This is a genomic window from Neisseria sp. DTU_2020_1000833_1_SI_GRL_NUU_006 (assembly GCA_032388755.1).
Classification (GTDB): Bacteria; Pseudomonadota; Gammaproteobacteria; order Burkholderiales; family Neisseriaceae; genus Neisseria; species Neisseria sicca_C.
Genome location: CP135593.1, coordinates 1,322,735 through 1,343,361 on the forward strand (window position 1 = coordinate 1,322,735; position 20,627 = coordinate 1,343,361).

18 protein-coding genes are annotated in these 20,627 nt (G+C 52.9%); 3 read left to right on the top strand and 15 right to left on the bottom strand.

Translation table 11 applies throughout. From position 1 onward, the window contains the following. Positions 1–16: 16 nt before the first annotated feature. Entirely contained in the window at positions 17–808 is a 792-nt protein-coding gene (gene nadE, locus RSJ68_06435; protein ID WNU96117.1) for an NAD(+) synthase, read from the bottom strand. Positions 809–1,287: 479 nt separating this feature from the next. On the opposite strand from nadE, the gene RSJ68_06440 reads away from it, so the two are divergent. Further along, on the top strand, positions 1,288–3,315 hold the full coding sequence (locus RSJ68_06440; protein WNU96118.1) for a BCCT family transporter: 2,028 nt from the start codon (positions 1,288–1,290) through the stop codon (positions 3,313–3,315). Positions 3,316–3,559: 244 nt separating this feature from the next. On the opposite strand, the gene RSJ68_06445 is transcribed toward RSJ68_06440, so the two are convergent. Beyond that, complete coding sequence (locus tag RSJ68_06445) at positions 3,560–4,534, bottom strand: IS5 family transposase (GenBank protein ID WNU96119.1); 975 nt, start codon at positions 4,532–4,534, stop codon at positions 3,560–3,562. A gap of 194 nt (positions 4,535–4,728) precedes the next feature. Here RSJ68_06445 and argS point away from each other — a divergent pair, with 194 nt between their 5' ends. After that, the gene (gene argS, locus RSJ68_06450; GenBank protein ID WNU96120.1) at positions 4,729–6,627 is read left to right on the top strand and encodes an arginine--tRNA ligase; all 1,899 of its coding nucleotides are present in this window, start codon (positions 4,729–4,731) and stop codon (positions 6,625–6,627) included. Between the two features lie 164 nt (positions 6,628–6,791). Here argS and RSJ68_06455 read toward each other — a convergent pair whose 3' ends face one another. Beyond that, positions 6,792–7,787, bottom strand: coding sequence for an ornithine carbamoyltransferase (locus RSJ68_06455; protein ID WNU96121.1), 996 nt, complete (start codon positions 7,785–7,787; stop codon positions 6,792–6,794). A gap of 135 nt (positions 7,788–7,922) precedes the next feature. Next, entirely contained in the window at positions 7,923–8,732 is an 810-nt protein-coding gene (locus tag RSJ68_06460; GenBank protein WNU96122.1) for a methylated-DNA--[protein]-cysteine S-methyltransferase, read from the bottom strand. 253 nt (positions 8,733–8,985) lie between these two features. On the opposite strand from RSJ68_06460, the gene RSJ68_06465 reads away from it, so the two are divergent. Next, positions 8,986–9,543 (top strand): YbhB/YbcL family Raf kinase inhibitor-like protein, encoded by a 558-nt coding sequence (locus tag RSJ68_06465; GenBank protein ID WNU96123.1) that lies wholly within the window; start codon positions 8,986–8,988, stop codon positions 9,541–9,543. On the opposite strand, the gene RSJ68_06470 is transcribed toward RSJ68_06465, so the two are convergent. From RSJ68_06470 to RSJ68_06520, 11 genes are all read right to left on the bottom strand, one after another. Next, on the bottom strand, positions 9,521–10,336 hold the full coding sequence (locus RSJ68_06470; GenBank protein ID WNU98362.1) for a helix-turn-helix transcriptional regulator: 816 nt from the start codon (positions 10,334–10,336) through the stop codon (positions 9,521–9,523). The genes RSJ68_06465 and RSJ68_06470 overlap by 23 nt on opposite strands. 1,043 nt (positions 10,337–11,379) lie before the next feature. Further along, the gene (dapE, locus tag RSJ68_06475; GenBank protein WNU96124.1) at positions 11,380–12,525 is read right to left on the bottom strand and encodes a succinyl-diaminopimelate desuccinylase; all 1,146 of its coding nucleotides are present in this window, start codon (positions 12,523–12,525) and stop codon (positions 11,380–11,382) included. A 168-nt stretch (positions 12,526–12,693) separates the two neighbouring features. Further along, the gene (ylqF, locus tag RSJ68_06480) at positions 12,694–13,635 is read right to left on the bottom strand and encodes a ribosome biogenesis GTPase YlqF (GenBank protein ID WNU96125.1); all 942 of its coding nucleotides are present in this window, start codon (positions 13,633–13,635) and stop codon (positions 12,694–12,696) included. 157 nt (positions 13,636–13,792) lie between these two features. Then, entirely contained in the window at positions 13,793–14,023 is a 231-nt protein-coding gene (locus RSJ68_06485; GenBank protein WNU96126.1) for a protocatechuate 3,4-dioxygenase, read from the bottom strand. Between the two features lie 42 nt (positions 14,024–14,065). Then, positions 14,066–14,920 (bottom strand): RNase adapter RapZ, encoded by an 855-nt coding sequence (gene rapZ, locus RSJ68_06490; protein WNU96127.1) that lies wholly within the window; start codon positions 14,918–14,920, stop codon positions 14,066–14,068. Further along, complete coding sequence (gene hprK / locus RSJ68_06495) at positions 14,901–15,863, bottom strand: HPr(Ser) kinase/phosphatase (GenBank protein WNU96128.1); 963 nt, start codon at positions 15,861–15,863, stop codon at positions 14,901–14,903. Before hprK ends, rapZ begins: the two co-directional genes overlap by 20 nt. A 3-nt stretch (positions 15,864–15,866) precedes the next feature. After that, positions 15,867–16,316: a PTS IIA-like nitrogen regulatory protein PtsN gene (gene ptsN, locus RSJ68_06500; GenBank protein ID WNU96129.1), complete on the bottom strand. Its 450-nt coding sequence runs from the start codon at positions 16,314–16,316 to the stop codon at positions 15,867–15,869. A 281-nt stretch (positions 16,317–16,597) separates the two neighbouring features. Continuing rightward, a complete protein-coding gene (gene ubiA / locus RSJ68_06505) occupies positions 16,598–17,515 on the bottom strand; it encodes a 4-hydroxybenzoate octaprenyltransferase (GenBank protein WNU96130.1) in 918 nt (305 codons plus the stop codon). Positions 17,516–17,949: 434 nt separating this feature from the next. After that, complete coding sequence (locus tag RSJ68_06510) at positions 17,950–18,693, bottom strand: pseudouridine synthase (GenBank protein WNU96131.1); 744 nt, start codon at positions 18,691–18,693, stop codon at positions 17,950–17,952. 116 nt (positions 18,694–18,809) lie between these two features. Further along, a complete protein-coding gene (gene galU, locus RSJ68_06515) occupies positions 18,810–19,673 on the bottom strand; it encodes a UTP--glucose-1-phosphate uridylyltransferase GalU (protein ID WNU96132.1) in 864 nt (287 codons plus the stop codon). Between the two features lie 192 nt (positions 19,674–19,865). Next, on the bottom strand, positions 19,866–20,483 hold the full coding sequence (locus tag RSJ68_06520; protein WNU96133.1) for a CoA pyrophosphatase: 618 nt from the start codon (positions 20,481–20,483) through the stop codon (positions 19,866–19,868). Between the last annotated feature and the right edge of the window lie 144 nt (positions 20,484–20,627).

Below are 20,627 nucleotides of genomic sequence, written 5' to 3' on the forward strand. Positions count from 1 at the left end.
TCAGACGACCTCTTGTTTATTTCAGCATCTCTTCGGGGATTTTGCAGACGGGAATCGGATTGACTTTGTGTTGCATGGCTTTGTGCAGGCGGGTGTAGATTTCCAAGACTTCGCGCTGCCTGCCTTCAAAATCTTCAGGACGGTGCGTGCCGTAAACGCTCATCGCCCATTCGAGTTCGGGATAGCTTGCGCCCATCTGTTCTTCGTCCGTGCGCTCGGTATCCCAAAGGCCGTCGGTCGGTACGGCTCTTTGGATAGACTCGGCGATGTCCAGTTCGGCGGCAATTTGATAAATCTGCGTTTTGGTCAAGTCGGCAATCGGGCTGATGTCCACGCCGCCGTCGCCGTATTTGGTGAAAAAGCCTACGCCGAAATCTTCGATTTTGTTGCCCGTACCGGTAACCAGCAAACCGTTTAGCTGACCGTAATAATAAAGCGTCAGCATCCGCAGGCGGCTGCGGGCGTTGGCAAGCGCAAGCTGTTTGGCGGGGAACTCGGTTTCATCGACCTCGACATCGGCGGCAAAAGTATCGAAAGTCGGCGTCAAATCCACACGCATCCCGCTGACGTTGGAAAACGCCTGTTCCAACCGGCGGATGTGTTCCTGCGCGCGGCTGATTTGGTCGGCTTTTTGGCGGATGGGCATTTCAAGCAGCAGAACCTTCAGCCCCGTCCGTGCCGCGATGGCAGAAACGACTGCGGAGTCGATACCGCCGGAAACGCCGACGACAAACCCCTTGGCGTGTGCGGCGGCGGCATAGTTTTTCAGCCAGTCGGCAATATGGCGGATAACGGCTTGGGTCTGCATAGTCAGGCTCCTGATTTGAAAGGGGGAATCATACCCGATTTTGAGAGGCTGCGGCATATGGACCGGACAGGTCGTCTGAAAATCGGTTTCGCAGCTTTCAGACGACCTTCCCCCTGTTTTCATCAGCAATAAAATCCTGCTGAAATTTCGCACAATCTTTCCCAATTTGAAACAATCCCCTGATTTTGTTATTATTCCTTCAAACAAAGAAATAATCATCATCCATTTTGTCTCACCCGGCCCTCATTACGGCTCATTCATCTGTGCGTTTTTACTCTCTTTTTCCCTTGTTTTTCATCCGGCAGGACGGTTTAAACGCCATTCCTTTTTTGTCTGCGTTTTATAGTGGATTACCAAAAATCGGGAAAGTCTCGGACCCTGTCCGACAGACCACGTTTCATTCCCAGTTTTTGTTAATCAACCATATACAGCCTTGCGCCCGTATCCGCCTGCCTCACCATCCCAAAGGAGGTCAAGGTTTGTCTTTATTTCATTTCTTACGCAACCGCTCTTCGTTCAATCCCTTCGTCGTTTCCGTTACGCTGTCCTTCGTGCTGCTGGTCATCGGCATCGCGCTTTTGATTCCGCAGCAGGCAGAAACCGTCCTCAATGCCGCTAAAACAGGCATTTTCAAAAACTTCAGTTGGTTTTACATCTTGGCATTTTCAGCCTTCTTCTTCTTCCTGCTCGCACTTTCGGTCAGCAGCTTCGGCAACATCAAGCTGGGCAGCAACGAAGAAGAGCCTGAATTTAGCTTTTGGTCTTGGCTCGCCATGCTGTTCGCGGCGGGTATGGGCGTCGGGTTGATGTTTTTCGGCGTCGCCGAACCGCTCACCCACTACCTCTCCCCCATCACGGAAGGCGGCGACGGGATCAAACAGCAAGACGCTTTGCTCCATACGCTTTTCCACTGGGGCGTACATGCCTGGTCGGTTTACGCCGTCATCGCCTTGGCGCTTGCCTATTTCGCCTTCCGCTACAAACTCCCGCTCTCGTTGCGTTCCTGCTTTTATCCGTTATTGAAAGAGAAAACCGACGGCAAGGCGGGCGACATCATCGACATACTTGCGCTGGTCGCCACCCTGTTCGGCATCATTACCACGCTCGGCTTCGGTGCGACGCAGCTGGGCGCAGGCTTGGAGCAACTCGGCTGGATTAATGAAAACACCTTTTCCATGCAAACCGTCGTGATTTTCATCGTCATGGGCATGGCGATTGCATCCGCAGCCTCCGGCATAGGCAAGGGCGTGAAAATATTGAGCGAATTGAACTTGACATTTGCCTTCGCGCTAATGTTTTTCGTCCTCGCCACCGGCCCGACCCTCCATCTGCTCTCCGCCTTCAACGACAACCTCGGCACTTACCTGAGCAACCTCGTACAACTCAGTTTCAAAACATACAGCTACGAACAAAACCATACCGAATGGTTCGGCGGCTGGACCATCTTATACTGGGCATGGTGGTGTTCTTGGGCGCCTTTCGTCGGACTCTTCATCGCCCGCATCTCGCGCGGACGCACCATACGCGAATTCATTTTCGGCGTTTTGGCGGTTCCCTCCCTGTTCTGCGTCATCTGGTTCACCATCTTCGGCGACACCGCCATCTGGATTAACGACCACACCGCAGCAGGCGCATTGGGCGAATTGACCGGCACGCCCGAAAAACTCCTCTTCCGCTTCCTCGAATACCTCCCCCTGCCAACCCTCACAGGGCTTGTCAGCCTTATGGTGATCGCCCTCTTCTTCATCACCTCCGCCGACTCCGGCATTTACGTCCTCAACAACATCGCCTCCCGTGACAAAAGCCTGACCGCCCCGCGCTGGCAGGCAGTGATGTGGGGGCTGTTGATGTCTGCCGCCGCTATCGTCCTTTTGCGCTTCGGCGGACTGCCCACCCTGCAAACCATGACCCTCATCGTCGCCCTGCCTTTCGCCATGCTCATGCTGATCATGTGTTTCAGCCTCTGGCGCGGATTAAACGCCGACCACAAATACTTCACGACCGCCGTCACCCCCTCCAGTGTCTATTGGAGCGGCGACAACTGGCAGGACAGGCTCGAACGCATGCTGAACCAAACACAGGAACAAGACATCCTCAAATTCCTCAAAACCACCGCCCTGCCCGCCATGCGCGAACTGAGCGAGGAGCTGTCCGACAAATACAGCCTGAGCGTCGACATCCAAACCCACTTTGACCGCGAAGAGCCTGCCGTCGAATTCACCATCCACAAAGAGTCCCTGCGCGACTTCATGTACGGCATTAAAACCATCAAGCGCGAAGTGTCCGAACAGCTTATCAAAGACGGCCACCTCCCGCACATCCGCCACAACGTAACCTACGAGCCCTACACCTACTTCTTCGACGGCCGCAGCGGCTACGACGTGCAATACATGAACCGCCGCGAACTCATCGCCGACATCCTCAAGCAGTACGAGCGTTACCTCAACCTCCTGACCGATGTCGGACAAGAACTCATGTCGCACCGGCAAACCGAATTGGCAGAATAAGTTTTTGTTTAAATAAATTGCAACAAAGGTCGTCTGAAAACTGGATTTCCCGTTTTCAGACGACCTTTTGTCATGCGTACAACAAACTACACATTCCGAGACCTTTGCAGAAAAGCCCTTCCCTCGACAGCCGAAACCCAAACACAGGTTTTCGTCTATTTCCGCCCCTAATTGCTCCTGATTTTACCCAAACACCCCCTTAATCCTCCCCGGACGTCCCATAATCAGGCATCCGGGTTACCTTTTAGGCGGCAACAGGCACACTTAGCCTGTTAGCCGCTTTCAACAGGTTCAAACACATCGCCTTCAGATGGCTTTGCGCACTCACTTTGAGCAGACCAAAATAGGCTGCCCGGGCGTAGCGGAACTTGCGGTGCAGCGTCCCGAAGCTTTGTTCGACCACATAACGGGTCTTCGACAAATATCGGTTGCGGTGGGCTTTGCGCATAATGCCGTCTAACAACTGATGCTCTTTCAGATGTTGCCGGTTTTCCTTGCTGTCGTAGCCTTTGTCGGCATAAACGGTCGTACCTTCGGCAATACCCTCCAACAAAGGGGAAAGATGGTTGCACTCATGGGTATTGGCAGGAGTGATGTGCAGTTTCTCGATATAGCCTTCCTCATCGGTACGGGTATGTTGTTTGTAACCGAGTTTGTAGAGGCCGTTTTTCTTTGTCCGGCGGGCATCGCTGTCTTTGCTCGGTGTGGTTTGGCCGCTGACTTGTCCTTCCTCGTCGACTTCTATGGCCTGACGCTGTTTGCTGCCGGCGGTCTGAATAATGGTGGCGTCAATGACGGCGGCGGATGCCTTCTCTAATTTTAGGTTTTTTTCGGCCAGTTGTCGGTTAATCAGTTCCAGCAATTCGGACAGGGTGTCGTCTTGCGCCAGCCGGTTGCGGTAGCGGCATAAGGTGCTGTAATCGGGGATGCTCAGTTCGTCAAAACGGCAAAACAGGTTGAAGTCGATGCGGGTGATGAGGCTGTGTTCGAGTTCGGGATCGGAGAGGCTGTGCCATTGTCCGGGCAGGACGGCTTTGAACATGGACAACAGGGGATAGGCGGGACGGCCGCGGTGGTCTCTAAGGTAACGGGTTCTTTGACGGTTCAGGTATTGTTCGATCGGTTGCCAATCAATCACCTGATCCAACTTCAATAGCGGGAAGCGGTCGATGTGTTTGGCGATCATGGCTTGTGCGGTTTGCCGGAAGAAGGTGCTCATAGGAAATCCCCTAAATGTCTTGATGGGAATTTAGGGGATTTCGGCAAAGGTCTCATCGTCTGAAAACGGGCATGGCAGGTTACGCCGAAACTGTCCGCATTTTTTCAGACGACCTTTCACCTTAGCCCTGTTTCAACACCCCAAATTCTTTTAAAATACCGCCTGATTTGAATTTAACCGAGAGACCGAATTTCATGAACCTACATCAAACCGTCGAACGCGAAGCCGCCACCGCCTTTGCCGCCGCAGGCATCGCCGACAGCCCCGTTGTTTTGCAGCCGACCAAAAACGCCGAACACGGCGATTTCCAAATCAACGGCGTAATGGGTGCGGCGAAAAAAGCCAAACAAAATCCGCGAGAGTTGGCACAAAAGGTCGCCGAAGCATTGGCGGACAATGCCGTGATTGAAAGCGCGGAAGTGGCCGGCCCGGGCTTCATCAACCTGCGCCTGCGCCCCGAATTTCTCGCCCAAAATATTCATGCGGCTTTAAACGACGCGCGTTTCGGCGTGGCAAAAACCGACAAACCGCAAACCGTCGTTATCGACTATTCCTCGCCCAATCTGGCAAAAGAGATGCACGTCGGCCATCTGCGTTCCAGCATCATCGGCGACAGCATTTCGCGCGTGTTGGAATTTATGGGCAACACCGTCGTCCGCCAAAACCACGTCGGCGACTGGGGTACGCAGTTCGGCATGTTGGTCGCTTATTTGGTTGAGCAGCAAAAAGACAACGCCGCATTTGAACTGGCGGACTTGGAGCAGTTTTACCGCGCCGCCAAAGTGCGCTTTGACGAAGATGCCGCCTTTGCCGACACCGCGCGCGAATACGTTGTGAAACTGCAAGGCGGCGATGAAACCGTGTTGGCGTTGTGGAAACAGTTTGTCGATATTTCGCTCTCGCACGCCCAAGCCGTTTACGACACGCTGGGCTTGAAGCTGCGCCCTGAAGACGTGGCGGGCGAATCGAAATACAACGACGATTTGCAGCCCGTGGTCAATGATTTGGTTCAAAAAGGTCTGGCTGTTGAGGACGACGGCGCGAAAGTCGTGTTCTTGGACGAGTTCAAAAACAAAGAAGGCGAACCTGCCGCATTTATCGTGCAAAAACAAGGCGGCGGCTTCCTTTACGCCTCCACCGATTTGGCGTGCCTGCGCTACCGCATAGGCCGTCTGAAAGCCGACCGCCTGCTGTACGTCGTCGACCACCGCCAAGCCCTGCACTTCGAACAACTTTTCACCACTTCCCGCAAAGCAGGCTATCTGCCGGAAAATGTAAAAGCCGAGTTCATCGGTTTTGGCACTATGATGGGGAAAGATGGAAAACCATTCAAAACGCGTTCAGGTGACACTGTCAAATTAGTTGATTTATTAGACGAAGCAATAAAAAAAGCTGCAATAGTTATCAAGGAGAAAAGCCACCTAGCACAACTGTTAGAAAAAATCCAAAACGCATTCCATGTTGATGTCCAGCTTGGTGATTTAAAAATTAAATTAAATACCGATGAATTAATTATTACATTAAATGACAACTATAGTGCAGCTATTCCTTTAAGTAAGCAATTCACAATTAAAGATGCTAATAATGTAGCTGAATATAAGGATGTAGCTTTCGATAATATTTTTGAAAACTCCAAAAAAATTGGCATCGGCGCGGTTAAATACGCCGACTTGAGCAAAAACCGCACCAGCGATTATGTGTTCGACTGGGACGCCATGCTCTCGTTTGAAGGCAACACCGCCCCCTATCTGCAATACGCCTACACCCGCGTGCAAAGCGTGTTCCGCAAAGCCGGCGAATGGGACGCAACCACGCCAACCGTTTTGACCGAACCGCTGGAAAAACAGCTTGCCGCCGAGCTTCTGAAATTCGAAGACGTGCTGCAAAGCGTGGCGGACACGGCGTATCCGCACTACCTCGCCGCCTACCTCTACCAAACCGCCACCCTGTTCAGCCGCTTCTACGAAGCCTGCCCGATACTCAAAGCCGAAGGCGCAACTCGCAACAGCCGCCTGCAACTGGCGAAGCTCACCGGCGACACGCTGAAACAAGGCTTGGATTTGCTGGGCATTGATGTGTTGGATGTGATGTAAGGCATTTCCCATAAGCAAAGGTCGTCTGAAAACGGATTTTCAGACGACCTTTGTCTATGTAATGAATAATGGTGATTCTCAAAAATAGGATAACCCGCTGCCGCCATTTCCATCCATGGGAACAGCAGCGGTTAACAGTTTTCTATTTCGGCATTACGTTGAGATTAATCCCCCAACGCCGCCACCATCACCGCTTTAATCGTGTGCATCCGGTTTTCCGCTTGGTCGAACACGATGCTGGCTGGGCTTTCGAATACTTCTTCCGTTACTTCCACGCCGTTTAAGCCGAAGGTTTCGTAAATCCATTCGCCGACTTTGGTTTCGCGGTTGTGGAAGGCGGGCAGGCAGTGCATGAATTTGACCTGCGGGTTGCCCGATGCCGCCATCAGTTCGGGGGTAACGCGGTAATCTTTCAATAAATCAATGCGTTCCTGCCACGCCTCTTTCGGCTCGCCCATGCTGACCCACACGTCGGTATGGATAAAATCGACGCCTTTGACGGCTTCTTCCGCGTTTTCGGTGAGCAAAATCTTTCCGCCGGTTTCTTCGGCGACGGCGCGTGCGCGGGCGACGATGTTTTCAGACGGCCACAAGGTTTTCGGTGCGCCGATACGCACGTCCATACCGAGCTTCGCGCCCAACACCAGCAGCGAATTTGCCATGTTGTAACGCGCGTCGCCGACGTAGGCAAACGCGGTTTGGTTCAAGGGTTTGCCGCTGTGTTCGCGCATGGTCAGCGCGTCGGCGAGCATTTGGGTCGGGTGGAACTCGTTGGTCAGACCGTTGAACACAGGCACGCCGGCGTATTTCGCCAATTCTTCGACCATGTCCTGCCCGAAGCCGCGATATTCGATGCCGTCGTACATTCTGCCCAAGACGCGGGCGGTGTCTTTGATGCTTTCCTTATGCCCGATTTGGCTGGCGGACGGCTCCAGATAAGTTACCCCCGCCCCTTGGTCGCGCGCGGCGACTTCAAACGCGCAGCGGGTGCGGGTCGATGTTTTTTCAAAAATCAGGGCGATGTTCTTCCCTTTCATCCGCTGCACTTCGCGCCCTGCCTTCTTAGCGGCTTTCAACTCGGCAGCAAGGTCGAGGTAGGCGGTGATTTCTTCGGGTGTAAAGTCTAAAAGTTTCAGGAAATGGCGGTTTTTCAGGTTCATATTCGTATTTCTCCTTTCCGGCAGGTCGGGCGTTGATGAGCAATCTGCCGCTGCTCTATTTTAGTCAGATCGGATTTTCGAATCCGATCATTTCAATCGGCGTTGTCGGATACCAGTATCGGACCCACCTCAAAATCAAAACAAGGTCGTCTGAACTTCGCCGCGTTCCAAAGCAAGCAGCGACTGTTTGCGGTTCAAGCCGCCTGCGTAGCCGGTCAGCTTGCCGTCGCTGCCGATAACGCGGTGGCAGGGAATCAGGATGGACACTTTGTTCTGCCCGTTGGCGGCGGCAACGGCGCGGACGGCTTTAGGATTGCCCAAACACTGCGCCTGCTCCTTGTAGCTGCGCGTTTCGCCGTAAGGAATCGCCAAGAGCGCATCCCATGCCTGCTTTTGAAATTCGGTACCGATCTGCTCCAAAGGCGTGGCAAAGGTTTTCAGACGACCCTTGAAGTATACGTCCAATTCCTGCCGCAGAAGTTGCGTTCGCTCATCTTCCCGAAACACAAACCGTCCGCGCAAGGCTTTTTGGACGGCGGTGATTTCCTGCTCCATATGCTTCTGCCCGACAAACTCCAGCAAACACAAACCCTTGCTGCCAAATACCGCCAGCATCTCACCCAAAGGCGTGGCAATGGCGGCGGAGGTCAGTTCGTTCGGACTGTCGGGATAACTCGCTTCCAACAAACGGATGGCACGGCGGATACGGACATATTCTTCAGGCGCGCAGCCGATACGGTCGATAAAATCCTGCTCGAACTGCTTGGCTTCGTGTTCCGTCAGATTGGGATACGGCATGACTTCACACTCAAAAACTTGGGTTTCGAGCCAATGGCGGATTTCATCCCATTTTGACGGCAGATTGTTTAAGGAAGGCAGGGTAATCATTCGTTTGCTCCGTATCTCTATCATGGATTGGACGGCAAAATCCCCAATTTTCGCCATTCCCGCACGCCGATGCAGGAACGGGCTACGACGGAAATCTTGAGGGTTGGGTTGCGGCAATTCCTAAATATTCGATATTTCTAAAGCCTCAGGGAAAGGAATTAAAGACTTCAGACGACCTGCAAAGGGTCGTCTGAAACCACGATTTTTGCATTTGCGCATTTCGGCACATCATCCAACCGTTTCGGCACATTCCTGCCGCCGTTGACAGCCTATAATGAATCCACTTATTCATCAAGCAAAGGAATCATCTATGCAAACCCGCATCCTCTCCGCAGTACTGCTGGCTTTTTCAACCGCTGCCTTTGCCGAGGGCGCATTCACGCTGCAATTCGACAACCCGTCCAAAGACGGCGGCTTCACGCAAAACCAGCTTTTGAGCGCGCCTTACGGCTTTGGCTGTTCGGGCGGCAATGCTTCGCCCGCGCTGTCGTGGAAAAATCCGCCCGCAGGGACAAAAAGTTTCGTCCTGACCGTTTACGATAAAGACGCGCCGACCGGCCTGGGCTGGATGCACTGGGTGGTCGCCGACATTCCCGCCGATGTCCGCCGCCTGCCCGCAGGCATTACCGCGCAAGGCGGCAGGCTGCCCAAAGGCGCACTGCAAACCCGCACAGACTTCGGCACTCCGGGCTACGGCGGCGCGTGTCCGCCCGAAGGCAGGAAACACCGCTACGAATTCACGCTCACCGCGCTGAAAGTCGCCAAGCTGCCGAACATCACCGCCGAATCTACACCCGCGCTGGTCGGTTTCTTTACTAAGGCAAACAGCTTGGGCGAAGCAAAATTCACGGTCGAACACCGACGCTGACCTGCCCCGTGCGCCGATATGCCGCCGGCTCCGCTTCCGAGCGAACCGCCGACGGCACGCAACCGAACCGCTCTTTGAAGCGCGCGCTGAAACGGGACGGGCAGTCATAGCCGACCGCGCCGGCAATCTGCGCCACCGGCCATTGCGTAACCTGCAACAGCGTCAGCGCGCGCATCATGCGTACATCCGTCAGCAGCGTACGGAAATTCGTGTCCTGCCGCGCCAACCGCCGCCGCAACGCAGCCTCGCTGCAATTAAGCCGCTGCGCCAACATCGCCGATGACCAGTCCGCAGCCATATCGGCGGTAATCAGTTTGCGGATTTGCCGCATCAGGTTGACGCCTTCGTACACGGCAAAACCGATGCCGTCATGCTGCAACCACGCCAACACGCCGCAAAGCGCGGCCTCCGCCGCATTGTGCGGCACTTCTTCATCCGCCAGCACCGCAGCCGCATAATCAAACGCCGCGTTCATCCGCCCGGGGTGCGGCAGCTTCACCGCATCGCACACTGCCTGCGCCGTCCCGTATTGTGCGGCAAACCTTTCTATGGCTTCCTGTTCGAAAGCAATCCATTGCGCCTGATAGAGGTCGTCTGAATCGGGAATATTGATGACGTCAAACGTCTGCCCGCCTGCCAACGCGACCGCTTCACCCGCCGCAATCCTCAATTCGCGCCCCGCCCACCGCAGCTTCTTGCATCCGCGCCGCACGATAACCACGGTCGGTTCATGTACCGCCACACTGCGGTACAAGGCGGTATGATGTTGCACGATGCCGCCTAAAGCACCCAATCGTTCACGCGTATGAAAGTAATTTGACGGCACGGTTATATTCCTCAATGTTTCAACACACAGGGCTGCACATAAGCGCAGCCCTGTTTACCCTGATTTGGAAGGGGTTACTTCCCAAAAAATAAACCAAAATTCTACTGCCCTGAAAGGCCGGGTTTCAACCATATTCCGTCGGCGTACCTGCAACTTGGCTCCCTCCCCTGCGGGGGAGGGTTGGGGAGAGGGTAAAACGGGGCAGATACAGACAATATTTCCGTTGCCGTCCTAATGCCTTCTCCCTAACCCTCTCCCACGGGAGAGGGAATGGATTGCCGTTCAAATAAATCGTTCTACATAAAAATCAATGCGTTATCTCGAACTCACGTTAGGCCTAATCAAATTGTCGGACATCCATATCCGACAAGCAATCTGCTTTTCAGACGGCCTTGCAAATTTAAGTTTGACATGCGTTCGAAATAAGGCAGTTAATGCGAAGCGAAATTCCGTCGGCGTGCCTGCAACTTGGCTCCCTCCCCTGTGGGGGAGGGTCGGGGAGAGGGTAAAACGGGGCAGATACAGACAATATTTCCGTTGCCGTCCAATGTCCTCTCCCTAACCCTCTCCCACGGGAGAGGGAATGGATTGCTATTCAAATAAATCGCTCCACATAAAAAATCAATGCGTTATCTCGAACTCACGTTAGGTCTAATCAACTTGTCGGACATCCATATCCGACAAGCAATCTGCTTTTCAGACGGCCTTGCAAATTTAAGTTTGACGTGCGTTCGAAATAAGGCAGTTGATGCGAAGCAAAATTCCATTGGCGTACCTGCAACTTGGCTCCCTCCCCTGTGGGGGAGGGTTGGGGAGAGGGTAAACCGGGGCAGATACAGACAATATTTCCGTTGCCGTCCCAATGCCCTCTCCCTAACCCTCTCCCACGGGAGAGGGAATGGATTGCCGTTCAAATAAATCACTCCACATAAAAATCAATGTGTTATCTCAAACTCACGTTAGGTTCAATCAAATTGTCGGACATCCATATCCGACAGCCCATCTTCTTTTCAGACGGCCTTTTCAGCCAACAACCGCGCCAATATCCCCTCATACACCGCCGACAGCTTCGGAATATCGTCCAGCCGCACGTTTTCGTTGATTTGGTGGATGGTGGCATTGGACGGGCCTAATTCGATGAGTTCTTTCGCAATGGCTTTGATGAAGCGTCCGTCCGAAGTGCCGCCGGTGGTGGACAATTCGGTCTCTACGCCGCAGGTTTCGGCAATGGCGGCGCGTGCCACGTCGGTCAGTTTGCCCGCGTGGGTCAGGAAGGGCTGCCCCGAACACGACCACTGCAAATCGTATTGCACACCGTGTTTGTCCAAAATGGTGTGAACGCGTTGTTTCAGCCCTGCTTCGGTGGACTCGGTGGAGAAGCGGAAATTGAATTTGACGTTCAGCTCGCCCGGAATGACATTGGTCGCGCCTGTACCGCCGTTGATATTGGAAATTTGAAAGCTGGTCGGCGGGAAGTATTCGTTGCCTTCGTCCCAGACTTCCTGCGTCAGCTCTAACAAGGCCGGGGCAAAAGTGTGGACGGGGTTGATTGCCAAATGGGGATAAGCAATATGTCCTTGCTTGCCTTTGACGGTCAGGTTGCCCGACAGCGAGCCGCGTCGGCCGTTTTTAATCATATCGCCCAATTTGTCCACGGCGGTCGGCTCGCCGACGATGCAGTAGTCGATAAGCTCGTCGCGCGCTTTCAACACATCGACGACTTTGGTCGTACCGTCCAGCGCGTCGCCCTCTTCGTCGGAAGTAATCAGAAGCGCAATGCTGCCTTGGTGGTCGGGATGTTCGGCAACGAAGCGTTCGCAGGCGGTAACGAAGCAGGCGATGCTGGTTTTCATGTCCGCCGCGCCGCGCCCGTATAATCTTCCGTCGCGCTCGGTCGGCTCGAACGGGGGCGAATCCCATTTTTCAACAGGGCCCGTCGGCACGACGTCGGTATGCCCTGCAAAACAGACGACGGGAGCCTGCGTGCCGCGTCGCAACCAGATGTTTTTGGTGTCGCCGAAATGGAGTTCTTCAGCCGCAAAACCGATTTTGTGCAGGCGTTCGGCAAGCAGTTTTTGGCAATCTCGGTCGTCGGGGGTAACGGACGGGCGGGAAATCAACGCTTTGGCGAGTTCTAGGGATTGGGTTTCGGTCATTTTTTGGTTTTCTTGTTGATTGTGAATATTTGGAACAGGTCGTCTGAAAATAAGTTTCGGGTTTCAGACGACCTTTTTGTAGCAAATTATATAGCGTTCGATGCTTGAATTCATTCCTATGCGGAAATGGAGACACGGATATTTTCTATTTTAGCCCACCATACCGCCCTACTCGTCCGCAGGCTTCTGCCCTTTACGTTCTGCCTTTCTGGCTTCGCGAATGGCTTTGAGTTCGGCTTCTTTTTGGCGGGCTTTTTTGAGCCATGTTTCCCATTGGTTCGGCGTTTCGAGGGTGATTCTGCCGATTTTGCCTTCGCGGAAGTCGGTGAGGATGTTTTCGGCGGCTTTTTGGTAGTTGACCCGTCCGCCGCTGAGGACTGCGCCGCGTTTTTTGGCTATCCATTCAAGCCAGGAGTTGTCGTCCCAGTGGCTGCTGGGATCTTTGTCGGCTTGGTAGCGTTCTTGCAACATGGGGAGGTAGTGGCGGCGGAGGTAGTCTAAAAGCTCAAGGGCGACTTCTTCTTCGTCCAGCGCGTTGCGTCCGACTGCGCCGCCGGCGGCGAGGTTGTAGCCGCCTTCTTCGACGATGATTTTCGGCCACAGCATTCCGGGGGTGTCGTAGAGCCAGAAGTCGTCGGCGAGGAAGAGGCGTTGTTCGGCTTTGGTGATGCCGGGTTCGTTGCCGGTTTTGGCGGATTTTTTGCCTATCATGCCGTTGATGAGGGTGGATTTGCCGACGTTGGGGATGCCGCAGATGAGGACGCGCAGGGGTTTTTCTATGCCTTGGCGGTGGGGAATCATGGCGCGGCAGGCTTGGGTGATTTTGCCGTGTGCGCCGGTTTCGGAGGAATCGAGGGCGATGGCGCGGGTGTCGGGGCGGCTATTGTAGTGTTCGAGCCAGATTTTGGTGCGCTCGGGGTCGGCAAGGTCTTGTTTGTTGAGGATTTTGAGTTTGGGTTTGCCTTTGGAAAGCTGGGCAAGCAGGGGGTTTTCGCTGGAGGCGGGCATACGCGCGTCCAGCATTTCAATCACCATATCGACGCTTTTGATGCGTTCGGCGATGGCTTTTTTTGCTTTGTTCATGTGGCCGGGAAACCATTGGATTGCCATGTTCTTTTTCTTTCTGTCTGATTTGCGGTGGGGTCGTCTGAAAAGCGGTTCGGCGGTGTTTTCAGACGACCTTGAGGTTTGTCCGTTTTCTGTGCAAAGGTCGTCTGAAAGCCTTCGCGGTTTTTCAGACGACCTTTTGGTTTGGGGCGCTCAAGGTTTAGAGGTTGCCGTGTTCGTAGCGGTAGTAGCCGGCTTCGTCCATACATTGCTCAAGGGATTTGGATTCGCGTCCGTGTTTGGCGTCGTGTTGCGCTTGTGATTTGCAAACGTTGATTTGGCGGGAAACGTCGGATTCGCTTGCGCCGGTACGGTGCCAGCGGTAGGCAGGGACTTCGGCGGCGCAGGCGGCGAGTATGCAGGCGAGTGCGAGGGTGATGATGGGTTTCATGGTTTTCTCCTTTTATATCGAAAAGGTCGTCTGAAAAGGGAATCAACGTCCGGACAGGTTTTGCGCCTGTCTGTGGCGGACCAGCAGTTCGTAATGCCCTTGCAGGCGTTGGGCGAGTTTTTCGACGACATAGACGGAACGGTGCTGCCCGCCGGTACAGCCGATGGCGATGGTAACGTAGCTGCGGCTTTCTTTTTGCAGGCGCGGGAGCCAGTGGTTCATAAAGTGGTCGATATCGTCCACCATTTCCTGCGCCAGGGGCTGCTGGTCGAGATACGCTTGAATGGGGGCATCCATGCCGGTGTAGGGGCGCAGCTCGGGATCGTAATAGGGATTGGGCAGGCTGCGCATATCGAACATGAAATCGGCGTTGTTCGGCACGCCGTATTTGAAGCCGAAAGACTCGAGGATAACCAAAAGCCCCCTGCGTTCGATGTTGAGCCATTGTTGAACGGCATAACGCAGTTGCTGCGCGTTCATTTTGGATGTGTCGATGCAATAGGCGATGTCTTTGAGCGGGAACAGCCATTCGCGCTCTTTTTGCAGGCTTTCCAGCAGGGTAAGGTTCAGCCCCGACAGCGGATGGCCGCGCCGCGTTTCGGAAAAACGGCGCACCAGCACGCTTTCTTCTGCCTCCACAAACAATACTTCGACCTGATGGCCTTCATCGCGCAGGTATTGGATTTGCTCCTGCGCTTCCTGAATGTTGATGCCGGAGCGGACATCGACGCTCACGCCGAGTTTGGTTTCATCGGCGCGTTCGATGTGGTGCAGCACCAGCGAAGGCAACATTTCCAACGGCAGGTTGTCCACGCAGAAATAGCCGAGGTCTTCAAGCTGTTTGAGGGCAACGGACTTGCCCGAGCCGGACAATCCGCTAATCAGGACGATTTTCATGGTTTTGTTCGTTTTCTTTGAGTTGTGTTTGATGGCGTTCGAGGAATTCTTTGGTACTGTCTTTGCCGCGCAACTGGAGGATGTAGTTGCGTACCGCCGCTTCAACCAATACGGCAAGGTTGCGGCCCACGGCGACAGGCAGGGTGACGGAACGGACGTTAACGTTGAGGATGGACTCGGTTTCCGTGCGTATGCTCAAGCGGTCGAGCTGCTTCATGTAATCGTCGTCGGCAGCGACCAGGTTGATAATCAACTGGAGGATTTTTTTCGGACGGATGGAAGTTTCGCCGAAAATGTGGCGGATGTTGAGTATGCCCAAACCGCGCACTTCAAGGAAATCACGCAACATCGGCGGGCAGCGGCCTTCGAGCGTTTCAGGGCCGGTACGGAAAAGCTCGACCGCATCATCGGCAATCAGGCTGTGTCCGCGTGAAATCAATTCCAACGCCAACTCGCTTTTACCCAAGCCGGAATGACCGGTAATCAACACGCCGACTTCAAATACATCGAGGAATACGCCGTGTTTGACGATGGAAGTCGCCAGCGTGCGTTGCAGATAAATCCGCAACACGTCCATCAAATACGGGCTTTCGAGCTTGGAAGTCAAGAGCGGGATGTCGTTTTTATGACAGTAGTCGCGCAATTTGGGCGAAACCGCCAGACCGTTGGCAACGATGACCAGCGACATGGGGATATCGAAGAGTTCGCCGAAATCGTAATTCAACTCGCCCGATTCGAGGCGCTTGAGATATTCGGCTTCGGCAACACCGACGACTTGGATTTGATTGGGATGGATAAAATTCAAATGGCCGACCAACGCCAAAACGGGTTTGTCGGCCTCTACTCCGATGCGGTTGTCTGCACCCGAATTGCCTGCCGCCCAAGCAAGTTGGAGCTTGTGCTGATTGTCGGAAAACAGGCGGCGGACGGATATACTGGGCATTCTTTACTCTTCTGCCAGAAGTTTGCGCACCTCCTCGGCAGAGGTCGCGGACATCAAGGCTTCACGGACGGCTTTTTGCGAGAACCTGCCCGCCAGTTTGGACAAGACTTCCAAATGCTCGCCGGTCGCATTTTCCGGCACCAACAAAGTGAAAATCAGGGATACGGGTTTGCCGTCGGGCGCATCGAAAGCGACCGGTTCTTTCGTGCGGATAAACGCGCCGGTGGCTTTTTTCACGCAGGCATGACGGCCGTGCGGGATGGCGACGCCCTGCCCCAAGCCGGTCGAACCCAGCTTTTCGCGGGCAAACAGGCAGTCGAAGACATCGCCGTGAGGTAATTCTGCTTCATGTTCAAGCAGCAGGCCCGCTTCTTCAAACAAGCGTTTTTTGCTGCCGACTTCCAAGTCTAAAACGATATGGGACAAAGGCAAAATTTCGCCGATAAGGCTCATAGAAATCTCTTTTGATGTGGCAAAATGAAATGGAATTGTACCGACTGTCTGTACAAACCTCAATCCTGAACACGCAATTTACACTCAGATTGCTAACAAGAAACGCTGCTTCTTTGATATTTCTTAACTCACACACAAGGTCGTCTGAAAACGGCGGCAAGTGTTTTACAGCAGGTTTGGCTACCAGACAAAACTCCGCCGCTATTATCAATCCGTCCCTCCCAAAAAGCAAAACGTCGTCTGAAACCCTTTTCAGACGACGTTTTAACCATTTTATTGCCTTACAACCGCGTGGCAGCCAAAGCCCACAAATAATGCCCCGCCAGACCCAAAAACCACAGCAGGCCGATATAGTTGTTATCCAGAAACACTTTAAAACAAGTCTGGCGGTCGCGCGTTTTGATGGCATGGTATTGACCGATTTGCAGCCACACCACCGCAGGCAGCATGATCCAATACGGCCATGTCGCGCCGATTTTCACACCCAACACCGCCATCAGCGCGGTAAACCAAAAATGGCAGAGCATAGAAGCGGAAATATCGTGATCGCCGAACGTGATCGCCGAAGTTTTAATCCCGATTTTCAAATCGTCTTCCTTGTCCGACATCGCATAAATCGTGTCGTAGGCAAGCGTCCACAAAGCATTGGCGGTAAACATCAGCCACGCCGTAGAAGGCACGCCGCTGCGGACGGCGGCAAACGCCATCGGAATCCCGAAAGAAAACGCCAGCCCCAAATAAAACTGCGGCAGCGGGAAAAACCGTTTGGTAAAGGGGTAAGTCATCGCCAAAAACAGCGCGGGAACGCTCATCACCCAAGTCAACAGGTTCAGCGGCGTCATGCAGAGGGCGGCAAGCAGGCAGAGGATGACGGTCAGCAGAATCGCTTCCGTTTTAGAAACCAACCCACGGGCAAAGGGGCGGTTTTTCGTGCGCTCGACCAAACCGTCAAAATCGCGGTCGGCAAAGTCGTTGATCACGCAGCCTGCGCTGCGCATAAAGAATGTACCGGCGGTAAACGCCCAAAAAATATCCGCTTCCGGAATGCCTTCCGAAGCGACCCATAACGCCCAATAGGTCGGCCAAAGCAGCAGCAACGTGCCGATAGGCTTGTCGATGCGCATCAGCTTGCCATATATTAAAATGCGGGCAACGGCGTGGCGGTTGAGAAAATGTAGGAGAAAACGTCTTATCTTCATGTAGGTAATTTAAATTCTATGGCAAACCCGGACAAACCTCGCATCCCTTTTCAGACTTTGCCGTTACCTTATTAAAATTTTTGTAACTGTTTCAACGGAAACTTGCCTATTATAAGCTAATTTTCAAGAATGATGATTAAATTTAAACATTTATGACAAAAATTAAACAGGATGCCATTTGAGATACTGAAAATGAATCTAGAAAACGCAGTGCAAACATCTAAAATAAAATACCTAAAAATCAATAAGAAACCAATTTAAAATACCAATTCTCTACTACACACCCAACTTACCCAAATCTCCCATTTAATACGAAAAGTTCCTCCTTTATTACAAAATAAATAATTGGCATCCCCAAGAATAAGGTCGTCTGAAATGCAACCTACCAGTTTTCAGACGACCTTATCTTACTGCAAACATCAGGCTTACGACATTTAAAACGATTCATCCGCCCGCAGATAACGCCATTTGCCGGGCGGCAGTTTGCCCAGTTTGACTTTACCCATTCGAATCCGCTTCAGCCCGACGACGCGCAAACCGACGAGTTCGCACATACGGCGGATTTGTCGCTTTTTGCCTTGTTTCAACACGAAACGCAGCTGGTCTTCGTTTTGCCATTCTACTTTGGCAGGACGCAGTTTCTCTCCGTCCAAACTCAATCCGTGGTTGAGCAAGGCAAGTCCTTTTTCGTCCAATTTGCCGCGCACGCGTACCAAATATTCTTTTTCACTGCCGCTGTTTTCGCCGATAAGCTGCTTGGCGATGCGGCCGTCCTGCGTCAACACCAGCAACCCGACGGAATCGATGTCCAGCCTACCGGCGGGCGCCAAGCCGAATTTGTGTTTTTCGCTGAAGGGGATACGGCTGTCGTCCCCTTCCCAACGGTTGTCGGCGGTAATCAGCTCGGCGGCGGATTTATAGCCTTTTTCCGCCTGCGCGCTGACGTAGCCGACGGGCTTGTTGAGCAGGATGGTAACGCGCTCTGCCTGTTTTTCATGCGCCTGCCGGTTGAGGTCGATGCGGTCGCGTTCGGTTACTTTCTGACCGAGTACGGCGGTTTGCCCGTTGACCTTGACCCAGCCTTGCTCGATGTAGCTGTCTGCCTCGCGGCGCGAGCACAAGCCCAATTGCGCCATACGCTTGGAAAGTCGCATGGTTTCTTCGGATGTATTGTCCATAATATGTCTGAATTTAAAAGAGAAAACGGATTATATCACTGCAATAGGAAAGGTCGTCTGAAAAGAAATCAAGAGACTCTTTCAGACGACCTTATCTTTTCAAGACTAGATCAGGCTTAAGAATATTGTTTTAAGAGTTCGCGGAACTGCGCGCCGGTTTCCGGATGTTTCAAGCCGTAGGCAACGGTAGCTTCGAGATAACCCAGTTTGCTGCCGCAGTCGTAGCGTTTGCCGTCGAAGGCATGGGCGAGGACGAACTCGTGATCCAACAGGCGGGCAATGCCGTCGGTCAGTTGGATTTCGTTGCCTGCGCCGCGTGGCAGGTTTTCCAGAAGGCTGAAAATGCGCGGGGTCAGGATGTAACGGCCGACAACAGCAAGATTGGACGGCGCTTCTTCGGGCTTCGGTTTCTCTACAATATTGGTAATCCGTTGAAAGCTGTTTAATTTTTCCACTTCTACAATGCCGTAAGAACCGGTTTGCGACGGATCGACGGTTTCCACGCCCAAAACGCTGTTGCCGCTTTGATTGTAGATATCGACCATTTGCTTCAGTGCGCCTTTGGGCGCGTCAATCAGGTCGTCGGCGAGAATAACGGCAAAGGGTTCGTCGCCCACTGCGGCACGGGCGCACAATACGGCGTGTCCTAAACCCAAAGCCTCGGCTTGACGAATGTAAAGGCAGGTAATGTTAGAAGGCAGAATGTCTTTAACGTGTTCCAGCAGTTTGTCTTTTTGACGCATTTCCAGCTCGGTTTCCAGCTCGTAGGCTTTGTCGAAATGGTCTTCGATACTGCGTTTGTTGCGGCCTGTAATGAACACCATTTCTGTGCAACCTGCTTCTACTGCTTCTTCTACCGCGTATTGAATCAACGGCTTATCGACGATAGGCAGCATTTCTTTCGGACTGGCTTTGGTGGCAGGCAGAAAGCGCGTACCCATACCGGCTACAGGGAAAACGGCTTTTTTAATCGGTTTCATAAATTTTCCTCTTACTTTATATTTCAAAGTATCCAGCTATCCGGGGGAGTACAATAATTCATCGGCTTCATTCCCAGACCACATTATCAAAAATGATTTTGTAATAATCATCAATGTGTTAATTGTAACATGACATAATTTCACTGTAACAACCCCAACCGTAAAGCACAGCAAAATCCTGTATCCGTATTTTCACTCTACACCCTTCTGACCGGCACAATAATACCGGTAACGTTCTGCCAACCCATACAATATCAGCGCAGTCAATCCCCAAATATCGTAATGCAAATACGGCAAAACAGGCGTAGCGATCATATTGCCTTCATGAATGAAGCTGCGGCTGCCATAGTTGCCCATATCCAGTGCGAAATCCAATGGCAAGTAAAAGATTTCAGCCACTTCCCCACTATTGGCACAAGTTGGCGGATTTTCCGGACAGAGTGCCAAAACCGGATGTACTTCATAACCGGACGGCGTGTAATAAGGCGGCAACAGTGGAAAAACCTGCCAAAAATGCGGTGCAATCCCCGTCTCTTCTTCAGTTTCACGCAATGCTGTCACAATAAAGTCTTTATCCCCTTCGTCTGACCTTCCTCCGGCAAAAGCAATCTGCCCGGTATGGTGGCGCAGGGTATCGGCGCGACGCGTCAGCAAAATTTGCCACTGCCCTTCCCGCCGAACGACTGCCAGCAAAACGGCGGCTGTTTTACCTTCCTGCCGGACAAAACGGTTTCGTTCCTCTTGCGCTATGCTGGCATAACGAGATGCCTGCCCGAAAAAATCCACAAGATCGGTCTGCCTCATCTCCATATACAGACTCCGAAAACAATGATTGATAGGTCGTCTGAAAAAAGAATATTACATTAGGTTTACGGTTGCTTAAAGCTCACGAATCTACAAAGACAAGCGCTTGTGATAAAGTATCGGCTGTTTTCACGACGGATTATCCGCGCT